The organism is Streptomyces sp. NPDC049627, assembly GCF_044465645.1.
Classification (GTDB): domain Bacteria; phylum Actinomycetota; class Actinomycetes; order Streptomycetales; family Streptomycetaceae; genus Streptomyces.
Map to the genome: position 1 here is coordinate 429,136 of NZ_JBITLW010000005.1, position 25,236 is coordinate 454,371.

General features: G+C 72.2%; 17 protein-coding genes and 3 tRNA genes. 15 read left to right on the forward strand and 5 right to left on the reverse strand.

What is annotated here, in order from left to right; all coding sequences use genetic code 11:
- The first annotated feature begins 22 nt into the window (after positions 1-22).
- Genes ACIBU0_RS16435 through ACIBU0_RS16475 form a run of 9 tightly spaced genes read left to right on the forward strand, consistent with a single transcriptional unit; the run spans position 23 to position 13,478 of the window.
- On the forward strand, positions 23-1,321 hold the full coding sequence (locus ACIBU0_RS16435) for an ATP-grasp domain-containing protein (RefSeq protein WP_398817973.1): 1,299 nt from the start codon (positions 23-25) through the stop codon (positions 1,319-1,321).
- Positions 1,318-3,612 carry an ATP-grasp domain-containing protein gene (locus ACIBU0_RS16440; RefSeq protein WP_398817976.1) on the forward strand — a complete coding sequence of 765 codons (2,295 nt, stop codon included), beginning with the start codon at positions 1,318-1,320 and terminating at the stop codon, positions 3,610-3,612. Before ACIBU0_RS16435 ends, ACIBU0_RS16440 begins: the two co-directional genes overlap by 4 nt.
- Positions 3,609-5,558, forward strand: coding sequence for a prolyl oligopeptidase family serine peptidase (locus ACIBU0_RS16445; protein WP_398817979.1), 1,950 nt, complete (start codon positions 3,609-3,611; stop codon positions 5,556-5,558). Before ACIBU0_RS16440 ends, ACIBU0_RS16445 begins: the two co-directional genes overlap by 4 nt.
- 51 nt (positions 5,559-5,609) lie before the next feature.
- On the forward strand, positions 5,610-6,782 hold the full coding sequence (locus ACIBU0_RS16450) for a fatty acid desaturase family protein (RefSeq protein ID WP_398817982.1): 1,173 nt from the start codon (positions 5,610-5,612) through the stop codon (positions 6,780-6,782).
- Entirely contained in the window at positions 6,779-7,768 is a 990-nt protein-coding gene (locus tag ACIBU0_RS16455; RefSeq protein ID WP_398817985.1) for a proline dehydrogenase family protein, read from the forward strand. Before ACIBU0_RS16450 ends, ACIBU0_RS16455 begins: the two co-directional genes overlap by 4 nt.
- Before the next feature lie 52 nt (positions 7,769-7,820).
- Positions 7,821-8,990, forward strand: coding sequence for an aminotransferase class V-fold PLP-dependent enzyme (locus ACIBU0_RS16460; protein WP_398817988.1), 1,170 nt, complete (start codon positions 7,821-7,823; stop codon positions 8,988-8,990).
- A complete protein-coding gene (locus ACIBU0_RS16465; protein ID WP_398817991.1) occupies positions 8,987-12,103 on the forward strand; it encodes an AMP-binding protein in 3,117 nt (1,038 codons plus the stop codon). The genes ACIBU0_RS16460 and ACIBU0_RS16465 overlap by 4 nt, the downstream gene beginning before the upstream one ends.
- A 14-nt stretch (positions 12,104-12,117) precedes the next feature.
- Complete coding sequence (locus ACIBU0_RS16470) at positions 12,118-13,326, forward strand: cytochrome P450 (RefSeq protein WP_398817993.1); 1,209 nt, start codon at positions 12,118-12,120, stop codon at positions 13,324-13,326.
- Entirely contained in the window at positions 13,323-13,478 is a 156-nt protein-coding gene (locus ACIBU0_RS16475; protein ID WP_398817996.1) for a hypothetical protein, read from the forward strand. Before ACIBU0_RS16470 ends, ACIBU0_RS16475 begins: the two co-directional genes overlap by 4 nt.
- Positions 13,479-13,771: 293 nt before the next feature.
- Here the strand turns inward: ACIBU0_RS16475 and ACIBU0_RS16480 are convergent.
- The 3 genes from ACIBU0_RS16480 to ACIBU0_RS16490 form a co-directional block, all read right to left on the reverse strand.
- Positions 13,772-13,848, reverse strand: a tRNA-Ile gene (locus ACIBU0_RS16480).
- 179 nt (positions 13,849-14,027) lie between these two features.
- Positions 14,028-14,100, reverse strand: a tRNA-Asn gene (locus ACIBU0_RS16485).
- A gap of 5 nt (positions 14,101-14,105) precedes the next feature.
- Positions 14,106-14,178 (reverse strand) — tRNA-Asn (locus tag ACIBU0_RS16490).
- Between the two features lie 158 nt (positions 14,179-14,336).
- Between ACIBU0_RS16490 and ACIBU0_RS16495 the strand changes: the two genes are divergently transcribed.
- From ACIBU0_RS16495 to ACIBU0_RS16510, 4 genes are all read left to right on the forward strand, one after another.
- Positions 14,337-14,645 carry a YtxH domain-containing protein gene (locus ACIBU0_RS16495; protein ID WP_398817998.1) on the forward strand — a complete coding sequence of 103 codons (309 nt, stop codon included), beginning with the start codon at positions 14,337-14,339 and terminating at the stop codon, positions 14,643-14,645.
- 174 nt (positions 14,646-14,819) lie between these two features.
- A complete protein-coding gene (locus ACIBU0_RS16500) occupies positions 14,820-16,274 on the forward strand; it encodes an FGGY family carbohydrate kinase (protein WP_398818001.1) in 1,455 nt (484 codons plus the stop codon).
- A gap of 156 nt (positions 16,275-16,430) precedes the next feature.
- Positions 16,431-18,164 (forward strand): ABC transporter ATP-binding protein, encoded by a 1,734-nt coding sequence (locus ACIBU0_RS16505; RefSeq protein WP_398818004.1) that lies wholly within the window; start codon positions 16,431-16,433, stop codon positions 18,162-18,164.
- Positions 18,164-20,092 carry an ABC transporter ATP-binding protein gene (locus tag ACIBU0_RS16510; protein ID WP_398818008.1) on the forward strand — a complete coding sequence of 643 codons (1,929 nt, stop codon included), beginning with the start codon at positions 18,164-18,166 and terminating at the stop codon, positions 20,090-20,092. Before ACIBU0_RS16505 ends, ACIBU0_RS16510 begins: the two co-directional genes overlap by 1 nt.
- 154 nt (positions 20,093-20,246) lie before the next feature.
- Here ACIBU0_RS16510 and ACIBU0_RS16515 read toward each other — a convergent pair whose 3' ends face one another.
- Positions 20,247-21,557: an RNA polymerase sigma factor gene (locus ACIBU0_RS16515; RefSeq protein ID WP_398818011.1), complete on the reverse strand. Its 1,311-nt coding sequence runs from the start codon at positions 21,555-21,557 to the stop codon at positions 20,247-20,249.
- Between the two features lie 139 nt (positions 21,558-21,696).
- On the opposite strand from ACIBU0_RS16515, the gene ACIBU0_RS16520 reads away from it, so the two are divergent.
- Together ACIBU0_RS16520 and ACIBU0_RS16525 are read left to right on the forward strand one after the other, a co-directional pair.
- Positions 21,697-22,323, forward strand: coding sequence for a hypothetical protein (locus ACIBU0_RS16520; protein ID WP_398818014.1), 627 nt, complete (start codon positions 21,697-21,699; stop codon positions 22,321-22,323).
- The gene (locus tag ACIBU0_RS16525; protein WP_398818017.1) at positions 22,320-23,324 is read left to right on the forward strand and encodes a nucleotidyl transferase AbiEii/AbiGii toxin family protein; all 1,005 of its coding nucleotides are present in this window, start codon (positions 22,320-22,322) and stop codon (positions 23,322-23,324) included. Before ACIBU0_RS16520 ends, ACIBU0_RS16525 begins: the two co-directional genes overlap by 4 nt.
- Here the strand turns inward: ACIBU0_RS16525 and dnaG are convergent.
- On the reverse strand, positions 23,295-25,199 hold the full coding sequence (gene dnaG, locus ACIBU0_RS16530; protein WP_398818020.1) for a DNA primase: 1,905 nt from the start codon (positions 25,197-25,199) through the stop codon (positions 23,295-23,297). The genes ACIBU0_RS16525 and dnaG overlap by 30 nt on opposite strands.
- Positions 25,200-25,236 lie beyond the last annotated feature (37 nt).

Sequence of the window (25,236 nt, forward strand, 5' to 3'; positions counted from 1 at the left end):
CCGCGAGAGCAAGGTGGAGAACATGAGCGGTGCAGAACTGCGCCCAGTGGCAGTACTGGTGGACGCCTACACCACGGGCAATCATTTGCCACCGGCGTTTGCCAAGCTGGGTGTCGACGTGGTCCACGTCCAGAGCACGCCCGAGCTGATGACGTCGATGCGGCTCCCCGACCTCTCCCAGTACCGGGCGGCGATCCCGTACGGCACCCCGGCCGAGACCGCGGCCCGGCTCGCAAAGTTCGCGCCGATCTGCGTCGTCGCCGGCCAGGAGCCCGGCGTCCCGCTCGCCGACGAACTCTCCGAACTGCTCGGCCTGCCCGGCAACGGCACCGCGCTCTCGGCCGCCCGCCGCGACAAGTACGAGATGATCGAGGCCCTGCGCCGGGCCGGGGTGCGCTGCGCCGACCAGTACAAGAGCGGCAGCGCCGACGAACTGGTCGCCTGGGCCGAGCGCCACGGCGACTACCCGGTCGTCGTCAAGCCCCTGTCGTCCGCCGCCACCGACGGCGTGGCCATCTGCTCCGACGCCCGCGAGGTCCGCGAGGCGGCCGAGGCCGTGCTCGGCACCGTCAACATCTTCGGCGAGCGCAACGACGAGATGCTGATCCAGTCCTTCCTCCAGGGCGAGGAGTACATGGTCGACTTCGTCTCGTACGACGGCGACCGCTACGCCTGCTGCGTCTGGCAGTACCACAAGCGGCTGATCGGCACCCACCGCATCTACGACCGGGACTCGATCCTCCTGCCGGACGCCGAACCGGCGCCCGCGATCATCGCCTACCTGCACGAGGTCCTCGACGCCCTCGGCATCCAGTACGGCCCCACCCACGCCGAGGTCATCGTCACTCCCGAGGGCCCCGTGCTGGTCGAGATCGGCGCCCGTCTCAGCGGCGGCGTCGTCCCCGACTTCCACGACCGCTGCCTCGGCGGCAACCAGGCCGACCTCACCGCCCTCGCCTACGCCCGGCCCCAGGAGTTCCGCGACCGCCACGCCGGCCGCACCTACCGCAAGCTGGCCGAGGCGAGCATGGTGCTGACCTCCACCACCCTCGACGGCGTCGTCGAGGACCTCGACGAGGACGTCGTCGCCGAGATCCAGGCGCTGGAGTCGGTCCACACCTTCATTCCCAAGGTGGCGCCCGGACGCCGGATCCGCCCGACCGTCGACCTGTACACGGCCACCGCCGCCGTCCACCTCGTCCACGACTCCGCCGAGGCCCTGCGCCGCGACTACGACCGCGTCCAGGAACTCAAGGACCGCGTCTACCGGCTCCGCGACGCTGCCGAGCCGGAGACCGCCGGGCAGGAGGCCGCCGCATGACCGCCGCCACCCCGCCCCGGACCCAGGCCGGCCCCGGCCGCGCCCCCGAGCTGCTGCTGATCGGCGGCGGCGGCGCGATGACGCTCAGCGTCGACGTCGCCGTCCAGGCCCTGGAGCAGGCCCGCGCGCGCGGACTGCGCACGACCGTCACCAACCAGGCCGGCACACTCACCGCCACCCCCGAGGTCACCGCCGCCGCCGACGCCGCCCACGCCGTCGACTTCACCGACCCGGCCGGCACCGCCGCCTGGGCCGCCGCCCGCCCCGGCCCCGCCCCCGCGCTCGCCTTCGGGGTGCGCGAGATGGCGCAGGAGGCCGTCGCCGCCACCGCCGCCGCCCTGGGACTGCCCGGCAACCCGCCCGAGGCCGTACGCCGCGTCCGTACCAAGGACGCCTGCCGCGCCGCGCTCGCCGCGGCCGGCTTCCGGCAGCCCGCCGTCCGGCTGTGCGCCGACGAGACCGAGGCGCGTTCCGTCCTCACCACGTCCACCGGCCCGTGGGTGGTCAAGCCGCGCGACGGCGCGGACAGCGCCGGAGTCCGCAAGGTGACCGGCCCCGACGAGCTGCCCGCCGCCCTGGCCGGACTGCCCGAACCCGAAGCCCCCTTCCTCGTCGAGGAGTTCGTCGACGGCACCGAGTACAGCGTCGAAGGCGTCTTCGTCGGCGGCAGCCCGCGCGTGCTCGCCGTCACCGCCAAGGAGAAGCTGGACCCGCCGCACTTCGTGGAGATCGGGCACACGCTCCCCGCCGAACTCCCCGCCGCCGAACGGGCCGTGATCGAGACCGCCGTCACCTCGGCGCTCACCGCCCTCGACCTGTGCTCCGGCCTCTTCCACGTGGAACTGTGGCGGACCGCCGAAGGCATCGTCCTCGGCGAGGTGCACGCCCGCGTCGGCGGCGGCTGGATCCACCGGATGCTCCCCTACGCCCTGCCCGGCCTTGAGCTGTACGGAACGGTGTACGACGACGCCCTCGGCCGCCCGGTGACTTTGCCGGCCGCCACCCGCGCCGCCGCCACCCGCTACTTCGCCCCGCCGCCGGGCCGCGTCATCGCCGTCGAGGGCTGGGAGGAGGTCCGCGGCCACCCGGCCGTCCTCCACGCCGAACTGCGCGTCGCACCGGGCGACACCGTCCCCGCGTACCGCAGCGGCGCGGACCGGGTCGGCGCCGTGGTCGTCGGCGCCGACACCCCGGCAAAGGCCCGCGCGCTCGCCCGGCGCCTCGTCGACTCCGTACGCATCACCGTGGAAACCGCGCACACCGCTGCCGCCGTTCCCGACGTGCGGGTCACGCTGGAGCCCCGGCCGCTGACCAGTTCGTTCCAGATCTCCCACATGACCATCGAGACGGTCGACATCCTGCGGCTCCAGCTCCTCGACGGCGAACACGTGCTCGGCGAGGGCGAGATCGCCGCCGACCGCGGCTACGGCCAGGACGGCCCCGCCATCGCCGACGAGGCACGCGCCCTCGCCACGAGCATGGCTGCCCACTGCCCCGCCGACGCCCCCGACCCGGTCGCCCCGATCCGCTCCGCCCTGGAGAAGGCCGCCGCCGACGGGGTCTGCGCACCGGCCCGGATGCTCACCGAGATGGCCTTCCTCGACCGCGCCGCCCGCACGGCCGGCCTCCCGCTGTGGCGGCTGCTCGGGCTGCCGGAACCCGGCCCCGTACGCCTACTGCACACCGTGCCCATCGGCGAGGACATCCCGCTGGACGGACGCCCGTTGAAGATCAAGCTGGGCGGCCCGGACGACGAGCGGGTGCTGCGCGGCCTCCTCGGCGTCGACGCCCCGCTGATCCTCGACGCCAACCGGGGCTGGGACGCCGCCGACTGGGAGCGGCTGCGCCCGCTGGTCGTCGCGCTCGCGCCGACCGTCCTCGAAGACCCCGTACGCGATCCGGCGCTGCTGCCCGCCGTCCGCGCCGCCCTCCCCCGTACCTCCGTCCTCCTCGACGAGGGCGTGGCGACCCCGGCCGACGCCGAGTTCGCCGTCCGCACGGCCGGCGGCCTGAACGTCAAACTCATGCGCTTCGGCGGCATCCTGCCCGCCCTGTCCGCGCTGACCTCCGCCACCGAGCGGGGCGCCGGCCGCATGCTCGGCTGCTTCCTCGAACCGCCGCGGGCCATCGCGTACGCCGCGCAGCTCGCCGGCCTCGCCGACTGGTCCGACCTCGACGGCCACTTCTGGGTGAGCGGCGACCCGGCCGTCCCCGGCTACACCCTGGACAGCGGCGAGCCGGGCATCCCCCACATCCGTTACGCGGCGGCGAACGACGGCGGTCCGGCATGAGCGACACCCGCGCCCGCCTGCCGTACGGCAGCTGGCCCTCCCCCATCGCCGCGGAGGACGCCGCCCGCGGCGACGCCCTCCTGGAGTGGACCGGGTTTCTCGGCCAGGACGTGTGCTGGACCGAGGTCCTGCCGGAGGACGGCGGCCGCGGCGGGCTGATGCGCCGCCACGCCGACGGCAGCATCCGCGAGGTGCTGCCGCCCGGCTGGGACGTGCGGACCCGGGTCATCGAGTACGGCGGGCGGCCCTGGCTCCCGCTCGGCGACCGCGCCGAGGACGGTGTCGTCTTCACCCACGGCCCCGACCAGCGCGTCCACCGCTGGCAGCCCGGCGGCGGCGACCCGGTCCCGCTCAGCCCGACCGGCGACTGGCCCGGGCAGCTGCGGTACGCGGACTTCGCGGTCCGCGGCGACGAGGTCTGGTGCCTGCGCGAGACCGTCGCCGACACCACCGCCCGCACCGCCCGCCGCCATCTGGTGGCGCTGCCCCTCGACGGCTCGGCGGCCGACGACCCCTCGCGGGTCCGCGAACTGGCCGCGACCCACCACTTCATGACCGGGCCGCGGATCGAACCCGGCGGCGACCGGGTGGCCTGGCTCGGCTGGGACCACCCGTCGATGCCCTGGGACGCCACGCACCTGATGGTCGCCGACATCCGGCCGGACGGGCGCCTCGGCCAGTCCGTGCCGCTCATGGGCGGCGCGCACGAGGCCGTCACCCAGGCCGACTGGGCCACCGACGGCTCGGGCACCCTCTACGCGGTCAGCGACCCGGACGGCTGGTGGAACGTGTACGCCGTCGAGCGCGACGGTCTGCCCCGCAACATATGCCCGCGCCGCGAGGAGTTCGGCGAGGCCCTGTGGCGGATCGGGCTGCGCTGGTGCCTGCCGCTGCTCGACGGCACCCTGGCCGTGATCCACGGGGTCGGCGAACGCCGTCTCGGGATCCTCGCCCCCGACGGGAAGCTCACCGACTTCGCCGACGGCGCCACCGAATGGCACTACCCGGCCACCGACGGCCGCCGCGTCGCCGCGGTCTCCTCCTCGCCCGGCCGGCGCCGCGCCGTCGTCCTCGCCGACCCGGCCACCGGCACGGTCGAGACCGTCCGGGCCCCCAGCGGCCGGGCCGCCGCCGACCGGTACGCGGCCACCCCGCACCGGCGGACCTACACCGACGCCGACGGCGAGCCCGTGCACGCATACGTCCACCCGCCGCACCACCCGGAGTACGCCGGCCCCGAGGGCGAGGCGGCGCCGTGGCTGGTCTTCGTGCACGGCGGCCCCACCAGCCGTACCCACCTGGCGCTCAACCAGGAGATCGCCTACTTCACCAGCCGCGGCATCGGCGTGGTCGACGTCCAGTACGGCGGCTCCACCGGCTACGGCCGCGCCTACCGGGAACGGCTGCGGCACCGCTGGGGCCTGACCGACGTGGCCGACTGCGCCACCGTCGTCCGCGGCCTGATCGCCGACGGCCTCGCCGACCCCGAGCGCGTCGCCATCCGCGGCGGCAGCGCCGGCGGCTGGACCGCCGTGGCCGCCATCGCCGCGGACCCGGAGCTCTACCGGGCGGCCGGCGTCTACTACCCGGTCCTCGACCCGGAGAGCTGGCGCGACGAGACCCACGACTTCGAGTCCCGCTACCTGGACGGCCTGATCGGCCCCTGGCCGGCCGCCGCCGACCGGTACGCGGCGCAGTCGCCGCTGGCCGCCGCCGACCGCATCCGCACCCCGTTCGTCCTGCTCCAGGGCCTGGACGACACCGTGTGCCCGCCGGCCCAGGCCGAACGACTGCTGCACCGCGTCACCGACCCCCGGGCCAGGCACACCTACCTCACCTTCGCGGGAGAGGGCCACGGCTTCCGGGGCGCGACCACCGTCGCCGACTCGCTCCGGGCCGAACTACGGCTGTACGCGCAGGCGCTGGGCTTCACGCCCGCCGGCTGACCCCGCCGTACCGCATCAGAGTCATCCGAACGCAAAGAGAGACCCATGCCCATGGCCATGCTTCACACGCTGGAGAAGACCGCCCCGACCGCCCCGGCCGACCCCTTCGAGCAACTGAACTTCGACCGGCTCGCCCCCCACGTGCGCAAGGAACTCCGCGCCCTGCGCACGCTCGACAACCACCACGGCCCGCTCGCGATCCTCTTCGAGTACGCCCTGATCGCCGCCTGCGTGACCCTGTGCGTCGCGGTCTCCTGGTGGTTCTATCCGCTCGCGCTCGTCGTCCTCGGATCCGTCCAGCGGTTCCTCGCCCACTTCCTGCACGAGTCCAGCCACAAGGTGCTCGCCCGGAACAAGACCCTGAACCTGGTCGGCGGATCCATCCTCTCCGGCTACCTCGTCTGCCACCTGTACGGGCCCTACCGCTCCTCCCACGTCGGCAACCACCACCGCAACCTCGGCGACGAGGGCAACGACCCCGACTACGCCTTCCACATCGAGTGCGGTCTGTACGACACCGAGCGCTCCGACCGGCACTTCTTCCTCAAGGAGGTCATCGCCTCCGCGCTCGGCCTGCGCACCTTCGGCTACCTCGGCTACATCGCCCGGGAGCGGGTGTTCTGCGACAGCTCACGGATCACCGTGTCCGTACCCGTCCCGCTCCGCACCGAGCAGGCCGTCTTCGTCGCCCAGTGGACCGCGATCTTCGGCGTCTGCGCCTGGTTCGGCGTCCTGCCCGAGCTGCTGCTGTTCTGGTTCGTCCCGCTGTTCACCACCAACGTCGCCATCGGCTGGCTGGCCGAACTGTCCGAGCACTACCCGATGCCGGAGGCCGAGCACAAGCAGGTGCTGCTCACCCGCAACCGTCACGGCGTCTTCCTGGAGCGGTTCCTGATCAGCCGTCACAACGACCGCTACCACCTGGTGCACCACATGAACGCGGGCATCCCGTTCTGGAACCTCGGCCGCGCCCACCGGGTGCTGCTCGGCGACCCCGGCTATGCCGCCTGGGACGGCCTGTGGGCGGGCGCCTTCACCCGGCCCCGGTCCCGCCGCGACAAGGAGACCGTGCTCAGCTACGCGGCCAAGTACCGCGCCTGGCGGCAGTCCGGCGGCGACCCGGCCGCGGCCGGCCCCAGCTTCGCCCAGCTCATGATGCTCGCCCGGCGCACGGGCACCCCGCTCCCCGCACCTACCGCCAAGAAGGCCGAGGTCCTGTCATGAAGACCGCCCAGCCCCAGGAGAAGTCCCAGCGCGCCCTGTACGAGGCGGCCTCCCAGGGGCTCCGCATGCTCGCCGCCGACCCGCGCTGCCGCGAGGCCTTCACCGTCCCCGGCTCCCTGCTCCAGGACCTCGCCTCGCCGGCCGCCCGCCGCTACGTCCTGGCCGCCGGACGCGACGAGTTCCTCGTCCATCTCAAGGTCCTGCGGGACAAGGCGTACCGCATCGCCGTCGAGTTCGTCGGCGAGGAGAACGACGACCCGGCCGACGTCGAGCGGGTCGTGGACGAGTACCTCGCCGTGCTCGCCGAGGAGCCGCTGCCCGGGCAGCTCGGCTTCGACCTGTCCAACCTGGGCCTGGCCGTCTCGCGCGAGCTCGCCGAGCGGAACACCGCCCGCATCACCCGGGCCGCCGCCGGCCGCGGCGCCGAGGTCGTGCTCAGCATGGAGCGGGCCCCCGCCGTCGACGGCGTCCTCGGCGCCTACCGCGACCTCGCCGCCGACCACCCCAACCTCGGCGTCACGCTCCAGGCCTACCTCCACCGCACCCCGTCCGACCTCGACAGCATCCCGCTGGAGGGACGGAAGATCCGCCTCGTCAAGGGCGCCTTCAGCGCCCCGGCCGACATCGCGCTCGGCCGCGGCCCGGCCCTGGACGAGCGCTACCTCGGCCTCGCCGCCGAACTCGTCGACCGGGGCGCGCGGTTGAGCCTCGCCACCCAGGACGCCACCGTGCTCGCCGCCGCCCGGGACCGCGGACTCCTCGACCGCGTGGACGAGATCGAGATGCTGCACGGCGTTCGGCCCGCCCTGCTGCGCCAGTACCGGGAGCTGGGCCACGCCTGCCGGATCTACGCCACCTACGGCGAGAACTGGTGGCTGCACCTGCTGCACCGGCTCGCCGAGCACCCGCCGATGGTGCTCACCGCGCTCGCGGACATCGCCGAACGCCACCTGGACGGCCGCCACGCCGTCGGCGCCCATTACTGACCGCTCCGACGGCCCGGCCGGGCCTCGAGGAAGCACGGAAGAGAGAGAAACCATGGCGAACCCCGTCACCGACCACGCCGTCACCGACCGGCTCCTCCACCTGAACACCGCCGGTGCCGGCCTCGTCCCCGCCGAGGTGCGCCGGACCATGGCCGAGGTCCTCGACCGCGAGGCGACGTACGGCTGTTACGAGACGGAGCTCCACTACGACGGCATCGTCAACGGCGAGGTGTACCGGCGGCTCGCCCGGGTCCTGTCCGCCCCGGTAGCGGACCTGGCCCTGTTCGACAGCGCCACCCGCGCCTGGTGCTCCGTCGTCCCGCGGCTGCCGCTCGGCCCGGCCGACCGGGTCTGGGTCACCCCGTACGAGTACGCGGGCAACCTCATCTCCCTGTTCCGGCTGCGCGACCGCACCGGCTGCCGCATCGAGGTCGTCCCCACCCTGCCCGGCGGCGACCTCGACCTGGAGTGGATGGCCCGCAACATCGCCGACGACGTGGCCCTGGTCTCCGTCACCCACATCCCGTCCGGCTGCGGCATCGTCAACCCGGTCGAGGAGATCGGCCGCATCCTCGCCCCGTACCGCTGCTTCTACGCGGTCGACGCCTGCCAGTCCGTCGGACAGGTCCCGGTCAGCGTGGAACGGATCGGCTGCCAGCTCCTGACCGGCGCCGGCCGCAAGTTCCTGCGCGGCCCCCGCGGCACCGCCTTCGCGTACGTCGCCCCGGAGCTGCGCGCCGCGCTCGTCCCCGACTTCCACGACCTGCACGTGGCCCACGTCGACTCGGCGAGCGGCTACCGCGTCGACGACACCAGCGCCCGCACCCTGGAGCTCGCCGAACGCTCCACGGCCGCCTTCGCCGGCTTCGACACCGCGCTCACCCTCTTCGAGGAGGGCACGCCCTTCGACCACAAGGAGGTCTTCGAAGCCCTGCGCGCCACCGTGGCCGGGATCCCGGGCATCGAGCCGATCACCCCCGGCACCGAGCAGTCGGGCATCGTCTCCTTCCGGCACGAGCGGATCTCCGCCGAGGCGATCCGGGACGGCCTCGCCGCGCACCGGATCAACGTCTGGCGCATCGTCGGCCACCACACCCCCCTGTACATGGCCGAGCGGGGCGTGGAGACCGCCGTACGCGCCTCCGTGCACTACTACAACACCGCCGAGGAGATGGAGCGGTTCGGGCGCGCGCTGCGCGAGGTTGTCGGAGCCGCCGCGTGACCGCCGACCGGGACACGGACGAGGTCCTGCACGCGAGGGTGGCCCACTGGGCGGCGGTCACCCCCGACGCCACCGCCGTCGTCCACGGCGAGCGGCGGATCGGGTACGCGGAGCTCGACCGGGCCGCCGACACCTGGGCCGCCGCCCTGCGCGAGCGCGGAGTCGGACCGGGCGACCTCGTCCCGGTGCTGCTCCCCCGCGGCGTCGAGCTGGTCACGGCGATCCTGGCGGTGCTCAAACGCGGCGCGGCCTACGCCCTGATGGACGCCGCCTGGCCCGACCGGCGCCTCGCGGAGGTGATCGGCCGCCTCGACGCCGCCCTGGTCGTCGCGGCAGCACCGGAGAGCGGACGGATCGCCGACGCGGAGGTCTGGTCCCCGCCGACGACGGACGAGGGCCTGACGGCGAGGCACATACCCACCGAGGTCACCGGCACGGCCGCCGCCTGCGTCTTCTTCACCTCCGGGACCACGGGCCGCCCCAAGGGCGTACTCAGCCCGCACCGCGCCACGGCGCGCCTGGTCCGCCGCGACACCTTCGCCTCCTTCGGGCCGGGCACGGTGGTCCCGCTGGCCGCGGCGCTCCCCTGGGACGCGTTCTCGCTCGAACTGTGGACCGCGCTCCTCAGCGGCGGCACGTCGGTCGTCGTCGACGAGCCCTATCTGACCGGCCCGGGCCTCCGGGAGGCGGTCCACCGGGCCGGCGCCGACACCGTCTGGCTGACCGCGGCCCTCTTCAACATGATCGTCGACGAGGACCTCGACGCCTTCACCGGTCTCGGCCAGGTGATGACGGGCGGCGAGCGCCTCTCCGTACCGCATGTACGCCGGTTCCTGCGCCGCCACCCCGGCATCGCGCTGATCAACGGCTACGGGCCGGTGGAGAGCACCGTGTTCGCCACCATCCACCGCGTCACCGAGGCCGACTGCGACCTCCCCGGAGGCATCCCGGTCGGCCGCCCCGTCCCGGGCACCGGGATCCACCTGGTCGACGGCGAGATCTGCGTGTCCGGCGACGGCCTGGCGCTCGGCTACCTCGGGGAGCCGGAACTCACCGCGGAGAAGTTCCCGACGCTGCCGATCGACGGCCGGGCGGTACGGGTCTACCGCACCGGCGACCTCGGCCATCTGGACGAGGACGGCGTCCTGCACTACCGGGGCAGGGCCGACCGGCAGGTGAAGATCCGCGGGCACCGGGTCGAACCGGCCGAGGTGGAGCGGCAGATCGAATCGCTCCTGCCCGCCGTACGCGGCTGCCGGGTGGTGGCACGCCGGGACGAATCCGGCACGGTCCTCGGCCTGCTTGCCTTCTGCGTCCCGGTGAGGCCGGACGACCCGCTGACCGGCGCGGAGGAAGTCCTCCACGAGGCCCTCGTGTCGTACCACCGCCCCGAGGCGCTGGTCACGGTGACGGCCTTCCCGGTCACAGCCAACGGAAAGCTGGACGAACGGGCCTTGCTGGCCCTGGCCCCGAACACCGGGCCGGTGACGCCCCGGCCCGCCATGTCCGCCGGGTCCGCCGCCACGGATGACGAGGCCCCGCCCCAGGTGGCCCTCGCGGCCGCCTTCTTCGGCAGTGTGCTCGGCGACACCGGCCCGGCGCCCCGCGACGTACCGTTCACGGAACTCGGCGGCAGCTCGCTGGACGTCGGCCGGGTCTGCGCCCGGCTTTCGTCCGAGCTCGGCCGCCCGGTCCCGGTCTCCGCCCTCTACACGCACCGGACGGCGCGCGCCCTGGGCGAGTGGCTGGCCGCGACGGCTCAGGAGCCGACCGAGCCGGTGACCGTCATGGCGGACGAAGGAGACATCCCTCTGACCCCCATGCAGACGGGCTATCTGACGAACCATCTCCTCGACCCGGACAACCTCTCGGCCCACTGCCTGCTCCTCTTCCGGATCGAGGGCGACCTGGACCTGGACGCGCTCGACGCCGCCGTCGAGGCGGTCCACGAGCGGCACGAGGTGCTGCGTTCGGCGTATCTGCCGACGCCGGACCCGGTCGCCCGGCCCGGGGACCACCCGGCGCCCGTCCTGGAGGTCCTGGACCCGGTGCCGGACGCCGAGACGGCGGTCGACGTCCTGCGCGAGACCCTGGGCGCCCCGCTCGAACTCGCCGAGGGCGAGACCTGGCGCACCGCGCTGGTCCCTCTGGTGGCCGAAGAGCGCACGGACGCCGCGCCCGCCTGGGTGTTCGCCTGCGTCGTCCACCACATCGCCTTCGACGGCTGGTCGGAGTCGGTCCTGACGACCGACCTGGCCGCCGCCTACGGCACCGCCCGCCGCGGCGCCCGCCCCCTGCTGCCCCCGGCGCCGACCATGGCCGAGACCGCCCGGTCACGCGCGGCACGACTCGCGGGAGCGGACGTGGAACGCCAACTGGCCGACCGTACGGAGGACCTGCGGGACCTCCCCGACCTCACCTGGCCCACGCCACCCCTTTACGACCCCACGGCGGGGTCCGCCCAGCGCATCGAAACCCTCCTCGCCCCGGACGCGGCCGCCCGCCTGGACACGGCGGCCCGGCGGGCCGGCACCACGCGCTACGCGGTGCTCCTCGCCCTGTACGGCCAGGTAGTGGCCGGGCTGACCGGGCAGCGGGACTTCGCGGTGGGCGTGCCGGTGGCTCAGCGCCACGACCTGGCCCTGGAGGACGCGGTCGGCTGCCACATCGACATGGCCTGCCTCCGCTTGCGCGGCGAGGTCCTCGACGTCGATGAGGACGGTGACGCTGACGGCGGCCAGGCGGCCTTCGAGGCGGCAGGCCGGATCCTGAGCCGGGCGTTCGCCGCGCAGGACGTCTCCTTCCACGACCTGGTCCGCGCGCTGAACCCGCCGCGCTCGGGCCGCCCCCCGCTCTTCCAGACGCTGCTGGTCCTCCAGGACAACACCACACCGACCCTCCCGCTGGACGCGCTGGCCTCGGAACTGATCCGCCCGCCCTACCTGGACATCCCGCTGGAGGTGCAGACGGAGTTGTGGCCGCTGCCCGACGGCAGGCTGCGCCTCACGGTCAACCACCGCCCGGACGCGGTGCCGCCGCACACGGCCCGAGAACTGGCGAAACGCCTGGCCGACGCCGTACACACCCTGCCGCTCCCGGCGACACACCAGTAAGGACGAACCGTCAGATGACCATGACCATGACCGCCACGGCTCCCGAGACCGCCGTAAGCCTGGTGGACCCCGAGCTGTACGCCACGGGCGACCCGTACCCCGTCTGGCGCTGGATGCGGGACCACGATCCCGTACGCCGGCACGAGGCCACGGAGTACCCGGCCTTCTGGTCGGTGACCCGGTACGACGACATCCGTACGGTCTACAACGACGCCCGTGTCTTCAGCTCGGCCCAGGGAATCCTGCTGCGCCCGCTGGCCCACGGCAAGGACCCGGGCGGCGGCCGCACCCTGGCGCTCACCGACCCACCGCGGCACAAGGCGCTGCGCTCACTGGTCGCGAACTGGTTCACCACCCGCTCGGTGCGCGCGCTGGAGGACGCCATGCGGGGCGCGGTGCGCGACGTGGTGGCGCGGGCGGCCGGCCTCGGGGAGTGCGACTTCGTCACGGACGTGGCCGCCCGGCTCCCTCTGTACGTCATCTGCCGCCTGATGGGCGTGCCGGCGCACGAGCAGGAGATGCTCTTCGCCCTCACCAGCCGGGCCTTCGGCGCGGGCGACCCGGAGACCCGGAGCATCGCCCACCAGGAGATCATGGGCTACTTCGTCGAGCTCATGTACCGGCGCATGGACGAGCCCGCCGACGATCTGGTGAGCGCCCTCGTCAACGGCGAGGTGGACGGCGAGCTGCTCTCCGAGGAGGACATCCTCCTCAACTGCGACAACCTGCTGGTCGGCGGCACGGAGAACGTCCGCCTGGCCGTCTCGGGCGGCATGAAGACCTTCCTGGACCGCCCCGGGGACTGGGAGCGCCTGCGGGCCGACCGGTCGTTGATGCCGACGGCGGTCGAGGAGGTGCTGCGCTGGACCTCCAGCGCCACCCACATCATGCGCACGGTCACCGAGCCCGTGACTCTGGGCGACCGCCTCCTGGACGCGGGCGACCGGGTCGTGCTCTGGACGCCGTCGGCCAACCGGGACGAGCGCTACTTCACGGACCCGGACGTCTTCGACATCACCCGGCGCCCCAACCGCCACCTCGCCCTCGGCGCCGGCGAGCACTTCTGCCTGGGCGCGATGATGACCCGCACCGAGATGCGCATCCTCTTCGACGAGCTCCTCGACTCCGTCCGCTCCATCGAGCAGACCGCCCCCGAGATCCCGATCCGCTCGATCGTGGTGAACGGCCTGGAGAGCCTCCCGGTAAGGATCTCCCCCGCATGAACCTCTACATCCTGACGACCCTCACCCCCCGCACTCCTCCACTCCGCCTCCGCCTGACCCCCTGGCGCCGCCTCTCCGACCGCCCACCCACCACCCCCACCCCCGAAGACCGCCCGCCCGCTCCACCCAAGGCCGGCCCGCCCCGCCCCTGAATCACGACAAATCCGCGCCGAGGCTCTGCAGGGTGGGTAGGGGCGGCTGCGGTCGCGCAGAGGCCGGATGCGGCCGGAAGCATGCGCCGCCACCGCCGTACGTCAGCGGCTGGCGGCCATGTTGTTCCAGCGCCCCTCGGCCGCATGGAGATCTGCCGCGTTGTCCGTGACCAGTTCTGCGCAGCAGGCACTGAGGGAGAAACGGCCGCTCGGAACACCCGCAGCCGGCGTTTCCGCAACGCCCCTCCAAACCGCGTTCCCGCGGGCCAGAACGTTCCTGCACGGGTAACCACTGGTGGGGCGGGTGGGACTCGAACCCACGGCCGACGGATTATGAGTCCGCTGCTCTAACCGGCTGAGCTACCGCCCCATAGCGGCGTGTCGCGTACAAGTGTGCGCGCCGTCTGCCGCAGCATAGCCGCTCATACGATCTCCTGCTTCGTATGGTCGACTTCGCATGCCCTGAAGGACTCCGCCACGACCTGCACGGTTCCCGCGACAGGGAGTCAGACATGAAAAAGGACCCCTACGGGGTCCTCGTTCAGCATGCTCCCCCGACTGGACTCGAACCAGTAACCTGCCGGTTAACAGCCGGCTGCTCTGCCAATTGAGCTACGGAGGACCGAGCTCCCCCGACTGGACTCGAACCAGTAACCTGCCGGTTAACAGCCGGCTGCTCTGCCAATTGAGCTACGGAGGAATGCCTCGTTGCATCGAACGTACCTACCTGGGTATTCGCCAGGGGGCGTGCGCTCGCTGCGACACATACATTAGCGCAAGCAGGGGGGTGCTCCGCCAATCGGTTCCCCCCGGCGCCGACGCCGCACCAGGGACCTACGCAAGGGAAGGGTGGCCGCCATGCGCTACCGGATCACGTTCGTGATCGGACTCGCCGTCGGTTACGTCCTCGGGACACGCGCCGGACGCGAGCGCTACGAGCAGCTGAAGAAGACGGCCCGGGAGATCTCGCAGAACCCCGCCGTCCGCAACACCGCGGAGTCGGCGGCCCAGCAGAGCCGCCACTTCGCGGGCAAGGCCTACCACACGGTCAGCGACAAGGTCAGCGACCGGGTCCCCGCCGCGGTGGCCGACCGAGTCCGCTCCCTCCGCGAACGCAGCGCCCACAACGGCGGCGCAGAGGACGACTGGGGTACCAGCAATACATAGTTCTTCGATCGTGAGCGGCCCCTTCGGGGCGCCGGGGCACTGCCACACCCCAGGGGGCGCGGGGAACTGCGCGCTCAACCACACACAACCCGCACCCGCCGACCGACAAGTCGCCCCACGACGAGTAGGCGCCCACGGCCCGAGCAAGCGCAGCGCTGCGGCACAATTTGGGCCATGGGGATAGTCGCCGGGTTGGACAGTTCGCCCGATTTCACTCGCATCGTCGTCTGCGACACGGACACAGGCGCCGTGCTCAGGCAGGGGTACGCCCCGCACCCGGTGGAATCGCCGGACGGCACCGCGCGCCCCTCCGACGTCGACCCGCAGGCCTGGCTGCTCTCCCTCGGTGAGGCGGCCGGCGGCGGGCTCCTCGAAGGCGTGCAGGCCATCGGCGTGTCGGCGCAGCAGAACGCGGTGGTTCCGCTCGACGCCCAGGGCAACACCGTGCGCCCCGCGATGGTCGGCGGCGACAAGCGCGCGCAGGTCGCGGCGGCCGACCTGATCGACGCGCTGGGCGGACGCGAGGCGTGGGCGCAGGCCGTGGGGTGTGTGCCGCAGGCCGCGCAGCCGGTGACCAAGTTGCGCTGGCTCGCCAGGACCGAGCCGGAGAACGCGGTGCGGGCCGCCGTCCTCATGCAGGCGCACGACTGGCTGGTGTGGCAGCTGCTCGGCCGGCCCGTGAGAAGGACCACAGACCGGGGCGGTGCCTCCGGCACCGGCTACTGGTCGGCGGCCACCGGCGCCTACCGCAGCGACCTCGTCGAGCTGGCGCTCGGCCACCAGGCCATGCTGCCCGAGGTGATCGGGCCGGCGGAGGCGGCCGGTACGACCCCCGAGGGGCTCCTCATCTCCGCGGGGACCGGCGAGACCATGGCCGCCGCGTTCGGGCTCGGCATCGGGCTCGGCGACGCCGTCGTGTCGCTCGGCGCGTCCGGGTCCGTGATGGCCGTCCATCCCGAGGCGCTCGTCGACAGCAGCGGGATGATCACCTCCCTGGCCGACGCGACCGGCATGCACCTCCCGGTCGTCACCACCCTCAACGCCGTACGCACCCTGCGCGGCACCGCCGAGCTGCTCGGCATGCCCGACCTGGAGAGCCTGTCCGACCTGGCGATGAAGTCGACGCCGGGGGCCCACGGCCTCGTACTCCTCCCCTATTTGGAGGGTGAGCGGACGCCGAACCTGCCGCACACCGCCGGGACGCTGGCCGGCCTGAGGCGGGAGTCGATGAAGGCGGAGCATCTGGCGCGGGCCGCGTTCGAGGGGATGCTGTGCGGGCTCGCGGACGCGCTGGACGTGCTGCGCGGGCGGGGCGTCGAGGTGCGGCGGATCTTCCTGCTGGGGGCGGCCGCCGAGCTGCCCGCCGTGCAGGCGGCGGCGCCCGCGCTGTTCGGGACGCAGGTCGTCGTGCCGCAGCCCGCCGACTACGCGGCGATCGGCGCCGCCCGGCAGGCCGCCTGGGCGCTCGGGGTGTCGCAGGGCGCACTCGACCCGCGCACCCCGCCGGTCTGGCAGGGCGCCGCCGCGCAGGTCCTGGAGCCCGGCGAGGAGCTGGCCGTGGGGCAGGCGGTGCGGCAGCAGTTCGTGTCGGTGCGGGAGCAGACGCATCCGGGGGCGTTCCGGCCGTAGCGGAAGGTAAGAGACCGGTAGGAGACGTACCCGTAAGGCCGTACGGAGCCGCGCTGACGGCTTAATCGGTTGAGGTAACGCGGGTGGAGTGTTCGACGATAGGGGCCAGGGGCAACCACCCCCATCGACGACTCCGCCGACTCCGAGAGAAGCAGCGTGCTCATACGACTTCTGCGGGCCCACCTCCGTCCGTACCGAAAACCCATCGCGTGGCTGGTGCTGCTGCAGTTCCTGCAGACCTGCGCCACGCTCTACCTGCCCACGCTGAACGCGGACATCATCGACACCGGCGTCGTCAACGGCGACACCGGCTACATCCTCAGTTACGGCGCCCTGATGATCGGCATCTCGCTGGCACAGGTCGTGTGCAACATCGGGGCCGTGTACTTCGGAGCGCGGACCGCCGCGGCGCTGGGCCGGGACGTACGGGCGGCCGTCTTCGACCGGGTGCAGTCCTTCTCGGCGCGGGAGGTCGGGCACTTCGGCGCGCCCTCGCTGATCACGCGTACGACGAACGACGTCCAGCAGGTGCAGATGCTGGCCCTGATGACGTTCACGCTGATGGTGTCGGCGCCCATCATGTGCGTGGGCGGCATCGTGCTGGCCCTCGGCCTGGACGTGCCGCTGTCCGGGGTGCTGGTCGCGGTCGTACCCGTGCTGGGCATCAGCGTGACCTTGATCGTACGGCGGCTGCGGCCGCTGTTCCGGAAGATGCAGGTGCGCCTCGACACGGTGAACCGGGTGCTGCGCGAGCAGATCACCGGCAACCGGGTGATCCGCGCCTTCGTGCGCGACGAGTACGAGCAGCACCGCTTCAAGAAGGCCAACGTCGAGCTCACCGAGATGGCGATGGGCACCGGCAAGCTGCTCGCGCTGATGTTCCCGATCGTCATGACGGTGGTGAACCTGTCGTCGATCGCGGTGGTGTGGTTCGGTGCCCACCGGATCGACAGCGGCGGGATGCAGATCGGTGACCTGACCGCGTTCCTCGCCTATCTCATGCAGATCGTGATGTCCGTGATGATGGCCACCTTCATGTTCATGATGGTGCCGCGCGCCGAGGTGTGTGCCGAGCGCATCCAGGAGGTCCTGGAGACGGAGTCGAGTGTCGTGCCGCCGAAGGCGCCGGTGCGCGAGCTGCGCCGGCACGGTCATCTGGAGATCCGGGGCGCCGGCTTCCGCTATCCGGGTGCCGAGGAGCCGGTGCTGAAGGCGATCGACCTGGTCGCGCAGCCGGGTGAGACGACGGCCGTCATCGGCTCGACGGGCAGCGGCAAGTCGACCCTGCTGGGGCTGGTGCCCCGGCTGTTCGACGCGACCGACGGCCAGGTGCTGGTGGACGGGGAGGACGTGGCGACCCTCGATCCGCAGCTGCTGGCGCAGACCGTCGGGCTGGTGCCGCAGAAGCCGTATCTGTTCGCCGGGACGGTGGCGACCAACCTTCGCTACGGCAACCCGGACGCGACGGACGAGGAGCTGTGGCACGCGCTGGAGGTGGCGCAGGCCAAGGAGTTCGTCGAGCGGCTGGAGGGCGGGCTGAACGCGCCCATCGCGCAGGGCGGCACGAATGTGTCAGGCGGTCAGCGGCAGCGGCTGGCGATCGCCCGCACCCTCGTGCAGCGCCCGGAGATCTATCTCTTCGACGACTCCTTCTCCGCGCTCGACTACGCGACGGACGCGGCGCTGCGTACGGCGCTGGCCCGGGAGACCGCCGAGGCGACCGTCGTCATCGTCGCCCAGCGTGTGGCGACCATCCGGGACGCCGACCGGATCGTCGTGCTCGACGAGGGACGGGTCGTCGGCACGGGCCGGCACCACGAGCTCATGGCGGACAACGAGACGTACCGGGAGATCGTGCTCTCCCAGCTGACGGAAGCGGAGGCTGCCTGATGGCCGGGCCGATGGGGCGGATGATGGCCGGCGGCGGCCCGGACCAGCGCTCGCTGGACTTCAAGGTGTCGGGCAGGCGGCTCGTCGCACAGTTCAAGCCGGAGCGGCTCACGATCTACGCGCTGCTGTTCTGCGTGGTCGTGAGCGTGGGCCTGTCGGTCGCCGGGCCGAAGATCCTCGGTGAGGCCACCGACCTGGTCTTCGCCGGCATCGTCGGGCGGCAGTTCGACTCGGGGATGAGCAAGGAACAGATCCTCGCGGGCATGCGCGAGCGGGGCGACAGCGAGATCGCCGACATGCTGCGCAGCACCGACTTCACGCCCGGCCAGGGCATCGACTTCGATGCCGTGGGGAACGTACTGCTGCTGGCGCTCGCCGTGTTCCTCGTCGCCGGTCTGCTGATGGCGGTGGCGACGCGGCTGGTGAACCGGGCCGTGAACCGCACCATGTTCCGGATGCGCGAGGACGTGCAGGTGAAGCTGTCCCGGCTGCCGCTGTCGTACTTCGACAAGAGGCAGCGCGGCGAGGTGCTGTCCCGGGCGACGAACGACATCGACAACATCGGGCAGACGCTCCAGCAGTCGATGGGGCAGCTCATCAACTCGGTGCTCACCATCATCGGCGTGCTGGTGATGATGTTCTGGGTGTCGTGGCTGCTGGCGCTGGTCGCGCTGGTGACCGTGCCGCTGTCGTTCTTCGTCGCCACGCGCGTGGGCAAGCGGTCGCAGCCGCACTTCGTGCAGCAGTGGCGCTCGACCGGCAAGCTCAACGCGCATGTCGAGGAGATGTACACCGGGCACACGCTGGTGAAGGTGTTCGGGCGCCAGGAGGAGTCGGCCGAGCAGTTCGCCGAGCAGAACGAGGCGCTGTACGAGGCCGGGTTCAAGGCGCAGTTCAACAGCGGGATCATGCAGCCGCTGATGCTGTTCGTGTCGAACATCAACTATGTGCTGGTCGCGGTGGTCGGCGGTCTGCGCGTCGCGTCCGGCTCGCTGTCCATCGGTGATGTGCAGGCCTTCATCCAGTACTCGCGGCAGTTCTCGATGCCGCTGACGCAGGTCGCGTCGATGGCGAACCTCGTGCAGTCGGGTGTCGCCTCGGCGGAGCGGGTCTTCGAGCTGCTGGACGCGGAGGAGCAGGACGCCGATCCGGTGCCGGGTGTGCGGCCGGAGGAGCTGCGGGGGCGGGTGGCACTGGAGGGGGTGTCCTTCCGGTACGACCCCGACAAGCCGCTGATCGAGGACCTGTCGCTGACGGTGGAACCCGGGCACACGGTCGCGATCGTCGGGCCGACGGGCGCCGGCAAGACGACGCTGGTGAACCTGCTGATGCGGTTCTACGACGTGTCGGCCGGCCGCATCACGCTCGACGGCGTCGACATCTCCCGTATGTCCCGGGACGAACTGCGGGCCGGGATCGGGATGGTGCTGCAGGACACCTGGCTGTTCGGCGGCACGATCGCGGAGAACATCGCGTACGGGGCGTCCAGGGACGTGACCCGGGGGGAGATCGAGGAGGCGGCGCGGGCGGCGCACGCGGACCGCTTCATCCGCACGCTCCCCGACGGGTACGACACGGTGATCGACGACGAGGGGTCGGGGGTCAGCGCGGGCGAGAAGCAGCTGATCACGATCGCGCGGGCGTTCCTGTCCGACCCGGTGATCCTGGTGCTGGACGAGGCGACCTCGTCGGTCGACACCCGCACCGAGGTGCTGATCCAGAAGGCCATGGCGAAGCTGGCGCACGGACGCACGTCCTTCGTCATCGCACACCGGCTGTCGACCATCCGGGACGCGGACACCATCCTCGTCATGGAGAACGGGTCGATCGTCGAACAGGGCGCGCACAGCGAGCTGCTGGCGGCCGACGGGGCGTATGCGCGGTTGTACAAGGCGCAGTTCGCTCAGGCGGTGGCCGAGGTGGATTGAGGCGCGTTGGGGGTGCCACGTGGGGTCGTGGGGCGGCTGCGGGCCGGTGGGGGTTTGTCGCGCAGTTCCCCGCGCCCCTCAGGTACGTGCAGCTGACGCCCCTTTAGGGGCGCGGGGAACTGCGCGATCAGCCCCTACCGGCCCGCAGACGGCATCAATCCAGATAGCCCCTCAGCTGATCCGCAAAGGCGTGGTCCCTCAGCTTGTTCAACGTCTTCGACTCGATCTGCCGGATCCGCTCCCGCGTCACGCCGAAGATGCGGCCTATCTCCTCCAGCGTGCGCGGGCGGCCGTCCGCCAAGCCGTACCGCAGCTGGACCACCTTGCGTTCACGTTCGCCGAGTGTGGAGAGGACCGCCTCGAGGTGCTCCTTGAGCAGCAGGAACGCCGCCGACTCGACCGGCGATGTCGCGTCGCCGTCCTCGATGAGGTCGCCGAGGGCGACGTCGTCCTCCTCGCCGACGGGGGCATGCAGCGACACCGGCTCCTGGGCCAGGCGCAGGACCTCGCTGACGCGTTCGGGCGGGAGGTCGAGGTGGGCGGCGACCTCCTCGGGGGTCGGCTCGTAGCCGCGTTCCTGCAGCATGCGGCGCTGGACGCGGACGACCCGGTTGATCAGCTCGACGACGTGGACCGGCACCCGGATGGTGCGGGCCTGGTCGGCGAGGGCGCGGGACATGGCCTGGCGGATCCACCAGGTGGCGTACGTCGAGAACTTGTAGCCGCGGGCGTAGTCGAACTTCTCGACGGCCCTGATGAGACCGAGGTTTCCCTCCTGGACGAGGTCGAGCATGGTGAGCCCGCGGCCGACGTAGCGTTTCGCGACGGAGACCACCAGGCGCAGGTTCGCCTCGATCAGGCGGCGCTTGGCCATCCGGCCCATGACGACCAGGCGGTCCAGGTCGAGGGCGAGGCGGCTGTCCAGGTCGCGGGTGTTGCTGAGCTTCTCCTCGGCGAACAGGCCCGCCTCGACGCGGCGGGCGAGTTCGACCTCCTCGGCCGCGGTGAGCAGGGGGATGCGGCCGATCTCCCGCAGGTACTGGCGGAAGAGGTCCGAGGAGGGACCGCTGGTGTCGGCGCGTCCGCGCGTCGGCAGCGGTGCTTCCACCGGCTCGGCGGCGTCGGCGCCGTCCGCGCCGTCCAGCGCCTCGGCGGGCGGTTCCGCCGGCTCGGCCGGCGCGTCCGGTTCCGCCTCGGGGTGGTGCGCGACACGGCTCTGCGGCGGCACCGCGACGAGAACGTCGGCGTCCGAAGCCGTGTCGTCCGTACTGCTGTCGGTCTGGCTGAGGGTCTGGGTCTGCACGGGGGCGACCTCCAGGATGTTCGCTGCCGAGGCATACGGCAGCGCTGCTTCGAGGGCGGAGTCGGCGGCCTCGCCGCTGTCCGTCCCGTACGCGATGAGCGGAACCGCGGGGGTGTGGGACCCGTTGGGAACGGATCGGCCGCGCTCCGAGGACTCAGGCACCGGAACCCAGTGTGGAGTACGACACATCGCCGCCACGAGGGGCGTGCGGTGACTTTTTGAGTCCGGTCCGTGACCGCGTGGTTACGGCCGCCCGCGAAACCCGGGTGACCGCGCCCGGCCGGTCTGGCACGATTCCGCAGTGTCCGGATCCTTGTACGAAACCCATGTGACGGTCCGCTGCGACAGCGCGGCCGAGTCCGAGCGCCTGCGCCGCTGGTCGGCCGCGGCGGGGCTGAAGCTCACCTGTATCGAACTGGCCCGCGGCCGGATGCCGTCGCAGCCGATGCTCACGCTGACCGGCTCCCCCTCCTGGGCCGCTGCGACGGCCGGCGCCGAGGAGGTCGCGGCGCGGCTGCGGGCGGACGGGTTCACCCCGGTGCGGATCAAGACCGAGTCGGCGCCCTGGGCGCCGGAGGTGCCGGCCGGGCCGTGCGGCGGCGGGCAGTACTTCGAGCACCATGTGAAGCTGCGGCTGCCCGCGGACACGGACCTCGGTGCCCTGGCCGCCCGGGTGGTGCCGCACGGCGCGCATCTGTCGTGGAACGCGCGGCGGGTCGTCGGCGCCGGCCGGCACGAGCGGTTCGTGACCCAGCGGTGCCGCGGGGTGGACGCCGAGGGTGCCGGACACGCCCTCGATGCACTGCTGGCCGAGCTGACGGGGCTCGAAGTGGCGGACGTGGAGCGGGAGTTCGTGCTGTACGACAGCGATCTGTCCGTGGACGACGGGTGGATCGGAGACGACATGACGCAGGGGGTACGGCGATGAGCGGGTCCTGGCGGGACTGGAACCTGTGGCGCGAGATGCCCCGGGAGGAGCTGGACGACGCCACCCGGCGGGCTCGTGAGCTGCCCCTCACCCTGCGCACCGTGCCCGGCGCGGACGTCACCCAGCGCCTGGTCTTCGACCCGGCCATGAAGCAGCACCAGAACGCCTATCGCGCCACCGACCCGGCCTTCGCCGACCCCACCCGCACGGATGCCTGGCGGGTGGCCCGGCGCCGGGCGCTGGACCTGGTCGTCACCGCGATCGCGGGGTCGGAGTGGGTCGACGCGCTGGTGCTGCGCGGCAGCGTGCTGATGGCCGCCTGGTTCGGCGAGGCCGCCCGCGAGCCCGGCGACCTTGACTTCGTCGTCGTACCGCACACCTGGAAGATCGACGACGAGCGCACCGCCCGGATGCTCGACGGGATCGCGCGGGCCGCGCAGGAGGCGTCCGGGGACGACGTCCGTGTCTCGGCGAACGGCGCTGTCGTGGAGGACATCTGGACCTATGAGCGGGTGCCGGGCCGCCGCATGGTGCTGCCGTGGAGCGCGCCCGGCCTGCCCGACGGTCACGTCCAGCTCGACTTCGTCTTCAACGAGAGGCTGCCCGAGCCGCCCGAGCTCGTGGAGCTGCCCGGCGGCGCGATCGTGCAGGCGGCCACGCCCGCGCTGTCGCTGGCCTGGAAGATGATGTGGCTCATCAACGACGCCTATGCGCAGGGCAAGGACCTGTACGACGCGGTCCTGCTCGCCGAGCGGCACCCCCTGCCGTATGAGCTGCTGCACGAGGTCTTCCGGCTCTCCGGCGAGTGGCCCTACCCCTCCCAGCGGTACGTCACCCTCGACAACGTGGTGGAACTGCTGCAGTACGTCGAGTGGAACCACTTCGTCGTCGAGTACCCGCAGTACGGCGACGACGAGCAGGCCTTCGTGGACCGGCTGATCCGGGCGGTGACGCCGACCTTCGCGGGACGGTCAGAGGGCGGCGGCGCCCTGGACGCGTAGCGCCTGGTCGTACCGCTGGAGCACCCACAGTTCGTTCTGTACGGCGGCCAGCTGGGCGGGGTCGCCGCCCGCGCCCAGGCGGGTCAGCTGGCTCTGGATGTCGCGGATGCGGCGCTCCACGGCGCGGCGGCGGACGGTGACGAGTTGTTCGCCGGCGTAGTTCTCGTCGACGGTCTTGCGCAGGATCGCCTCGACGGCCAGCTCCGTGACCATCGCGCGGACCTGGTCGTCGGGGGCCGCCTCACGGACGCGGACCAGGTACTCCTGCGGGTCCTGGATGCCGTACTCGGCACCGCCCGCCTCCATGATCGCCTGGCGTACGGCGGCGTAGGGCGCGGCGGTGAACTCGTCGACGCCGTACGCGTCGAACGCCGGAGAGACCAACTCGGGCCGCTGGAGGGCGAGTTTCAGCAGCTCGCGTTCGGTGGCGAACACCGGGTTGCGCAGGGTCAGGGCCGGGCCCGACGGCCGCGACACGGGGGCCGCGTCGTACTGCTGCTGCGGGCCCCGGGCCGTCGGCGCCGGGCCCCTGCCGCCCCGGTCCCGCGCCCAGCGCGCCAGCTGTGCCACCCGCTTGACCACGAACTGCGTGTCCAGGATGCCGAGCATGCCCGCGAGCTGGACGGCCACCTCGTGCTGGGCGCCGCTGTTCTTGATGCGGGCGACGATCGGCGCCGCCTCGTCCAGCGCCGCCGCGCGGCCCGCCGGGGTGTCGAGGTCGTAGCGGACGACGATCTGGCGCAGGGCGAACTCGAAGAGCGGGGTGCGCGGTTCGACGAGGTCGGCGACCGCCTCGTCACCCTTGGCGAGGCGCAGCTCGCAGGGGTCCATGCCGTCCGGGGCGATCGCGATATAGGTCTCCGCCGCGAACTTCTGGTCGTCCTCGAAGGCGCGCAGGGCCGCCTTCTGGCCGGCCGCGTCGCCGTCGAAGGTGAAGATGACGCGGGCCGAGCCGTTGTCCATGAGCAGCCGGCGGAGGATCTTGATGTGGTCGCCGCCGAAGGCCGTACCGCAGGTGGCGATGGCCGTGGTGACGCCGGCGAGGTGGCAGGCCATGACGTCGGTGTAGCCCTCGACGACGACCGCGCGGCTGCTCTTGGCGATCTCCTTCTTCGCGAGGTCGATGCCGTAGAGGACGTGGGACTTCTTGTAGATCGCCGTGTCGGGGGTGTTGAGGTACTTGGGCCCGTTGTCGGCCTCGTACAGCTTGCGCGCGCCGAAGCCGACGACATCCCCGCCGATGTCCCGGATCGGCCACATGAGCCGGCCCCGGAAGCGGTCGATCGGGCCGCGGCGGCCCTCCTGCGACAGCCCGGAGAGGATGAGCTCCTTGTCGGTGAAGCCCTTGCCGCGCAGATAGCGGGTGAGGTGGTCCCAGCCCTGGGGGCTGTAGCCGACGCCGAAGTGGACCGCGGCGGCCTGGTCGAAGCCGCGCTCGGCGAGGAAGACACGGCCGGTGTCGGCCTCCGGGCTGGTGGCGAGCTGCTCGGCGTACCATTCGGCGGCGATCTTGTGGGCCTCGACCAGGCGGATGCGTTCGCCGCGCTGGTGGGAGGGGTTGTAGCCGCCCTCCTCGTAGCGCAGGGTGATGCCGGCCTGGGCGGCGAGGCGCTCGACCGCCTCCGAGAAGGAGAGGTGGTCGACCTTCATCACGAACGTGATGGTGTCGCCGCCCTCCTGGCAGCCGAAGCAGTGGAAGAGTCCCTTGCTCGGGCTGACCTGGAAGGACGGCGACTTCTCGTCGTGGAACGGGCAGAGCCCCTTGAGGTTGCCCCCGCCCGCGTTGCGCAGCTGGAGGTACTCGGACACCACGGCGTCGATCGGGACTGCGTCCCGGACCGCCTTCACGTCCTCGTCGTTGATCCGTCCTGCCACGCGTGAATTCTACGGTGACGGTCGGACAGTCCTGTCG

Excerpts from the sequence above, each read along its gene's own strand:
- ACIBU0_RS16475 (WP_398817996.1), top strand. The coding sequence starts at position 13,323 with ATGAACCTCTACATCCTGACGACCCTCACCCCCCGCACTCCTCCACTC.
- ACIBU0_RS16510 (WP_398818008.1), top strand. The coding sequence starts at position 18,164 with ATGGCCGGGCCGATGGGGCGGATGATGGCCGGCGGCGGCCCGGACCAG.
- ACIBU0_RS16500 (WP_398818001.1), top strand. The coding sequence starts at position 14,820 with ATGGGGATAGTCGCCGGGTTGGACAGTTCGCCCGATTTCACTCGCATC.
- ACIBU0_RS16525 (WP_398818017.1), top strand. The coding sequence starts at position 22,320 with ATGAGCGGGTCCTGGCGGGACTGGAACCTGTGGCGCGAGATGCCCCGG.
- ACIBU0_RS16460 (WP_398817988.1), top strand. The coding sequence starts at position 7,821 with ATGGCGAACCCCGTCACCGACCACGCCGTCACCGACCGGCTCCTCCAC.
- ACIBU0_RS16450 (WP_398817982.1), top strand. The coding sequence starts at position 5,610 with ATGGCCATGCTTCACACGCTGGAGAAGACCGCCCCGACCGCCCCGGCC.
- ACIBU0_RS16435 (WP_398817973.1), top strand. The coding sequence starts at position 23 with ATGAGCGGTGCAGAACTGCGCCCAGTGGCAGTACTGGTGGACGCCTAC.
- ACIBU0_RS16495 (WP_398817998.1), top strand. The coding sequence starts at position 14,337 with ATGCGCTACCGGATCACGTTCGTGATCGGACTCGCCGTCGGTTACGTC.
- ACIBU0_RS16455 (WP_398817985.1), top strand. The coding sequence starts at position 6,779 with ATGAAGACCGCCCAGCCCCAGGAGAAGTCCCAGCGCGCCCTGTACGAG.
- ACIBU0_RS16440 (WP_398817976.1), top strand. The coding sequence starts at position 1,318 with ATGACCGCCGCCACCCCGCCCCGGACCCAGGCCGGCCCCGGCCGCGCC.
- ACIBU0_RS16445 (WP_398817979.1), top strand. The coding sequence starts at position 3,609 with ATGAGCGACACCCGCGCCCGCCTGCCGTACGGCAGCTGGCCCTCCCCC.
- ACIBU0_RS16470 (WP_398817993.1), top strand. The coding sequence starts at position 12,118 with ATGACCATGACCATGACCGCCACGGCTCCCGAGACCGCCGTAAGCCTG.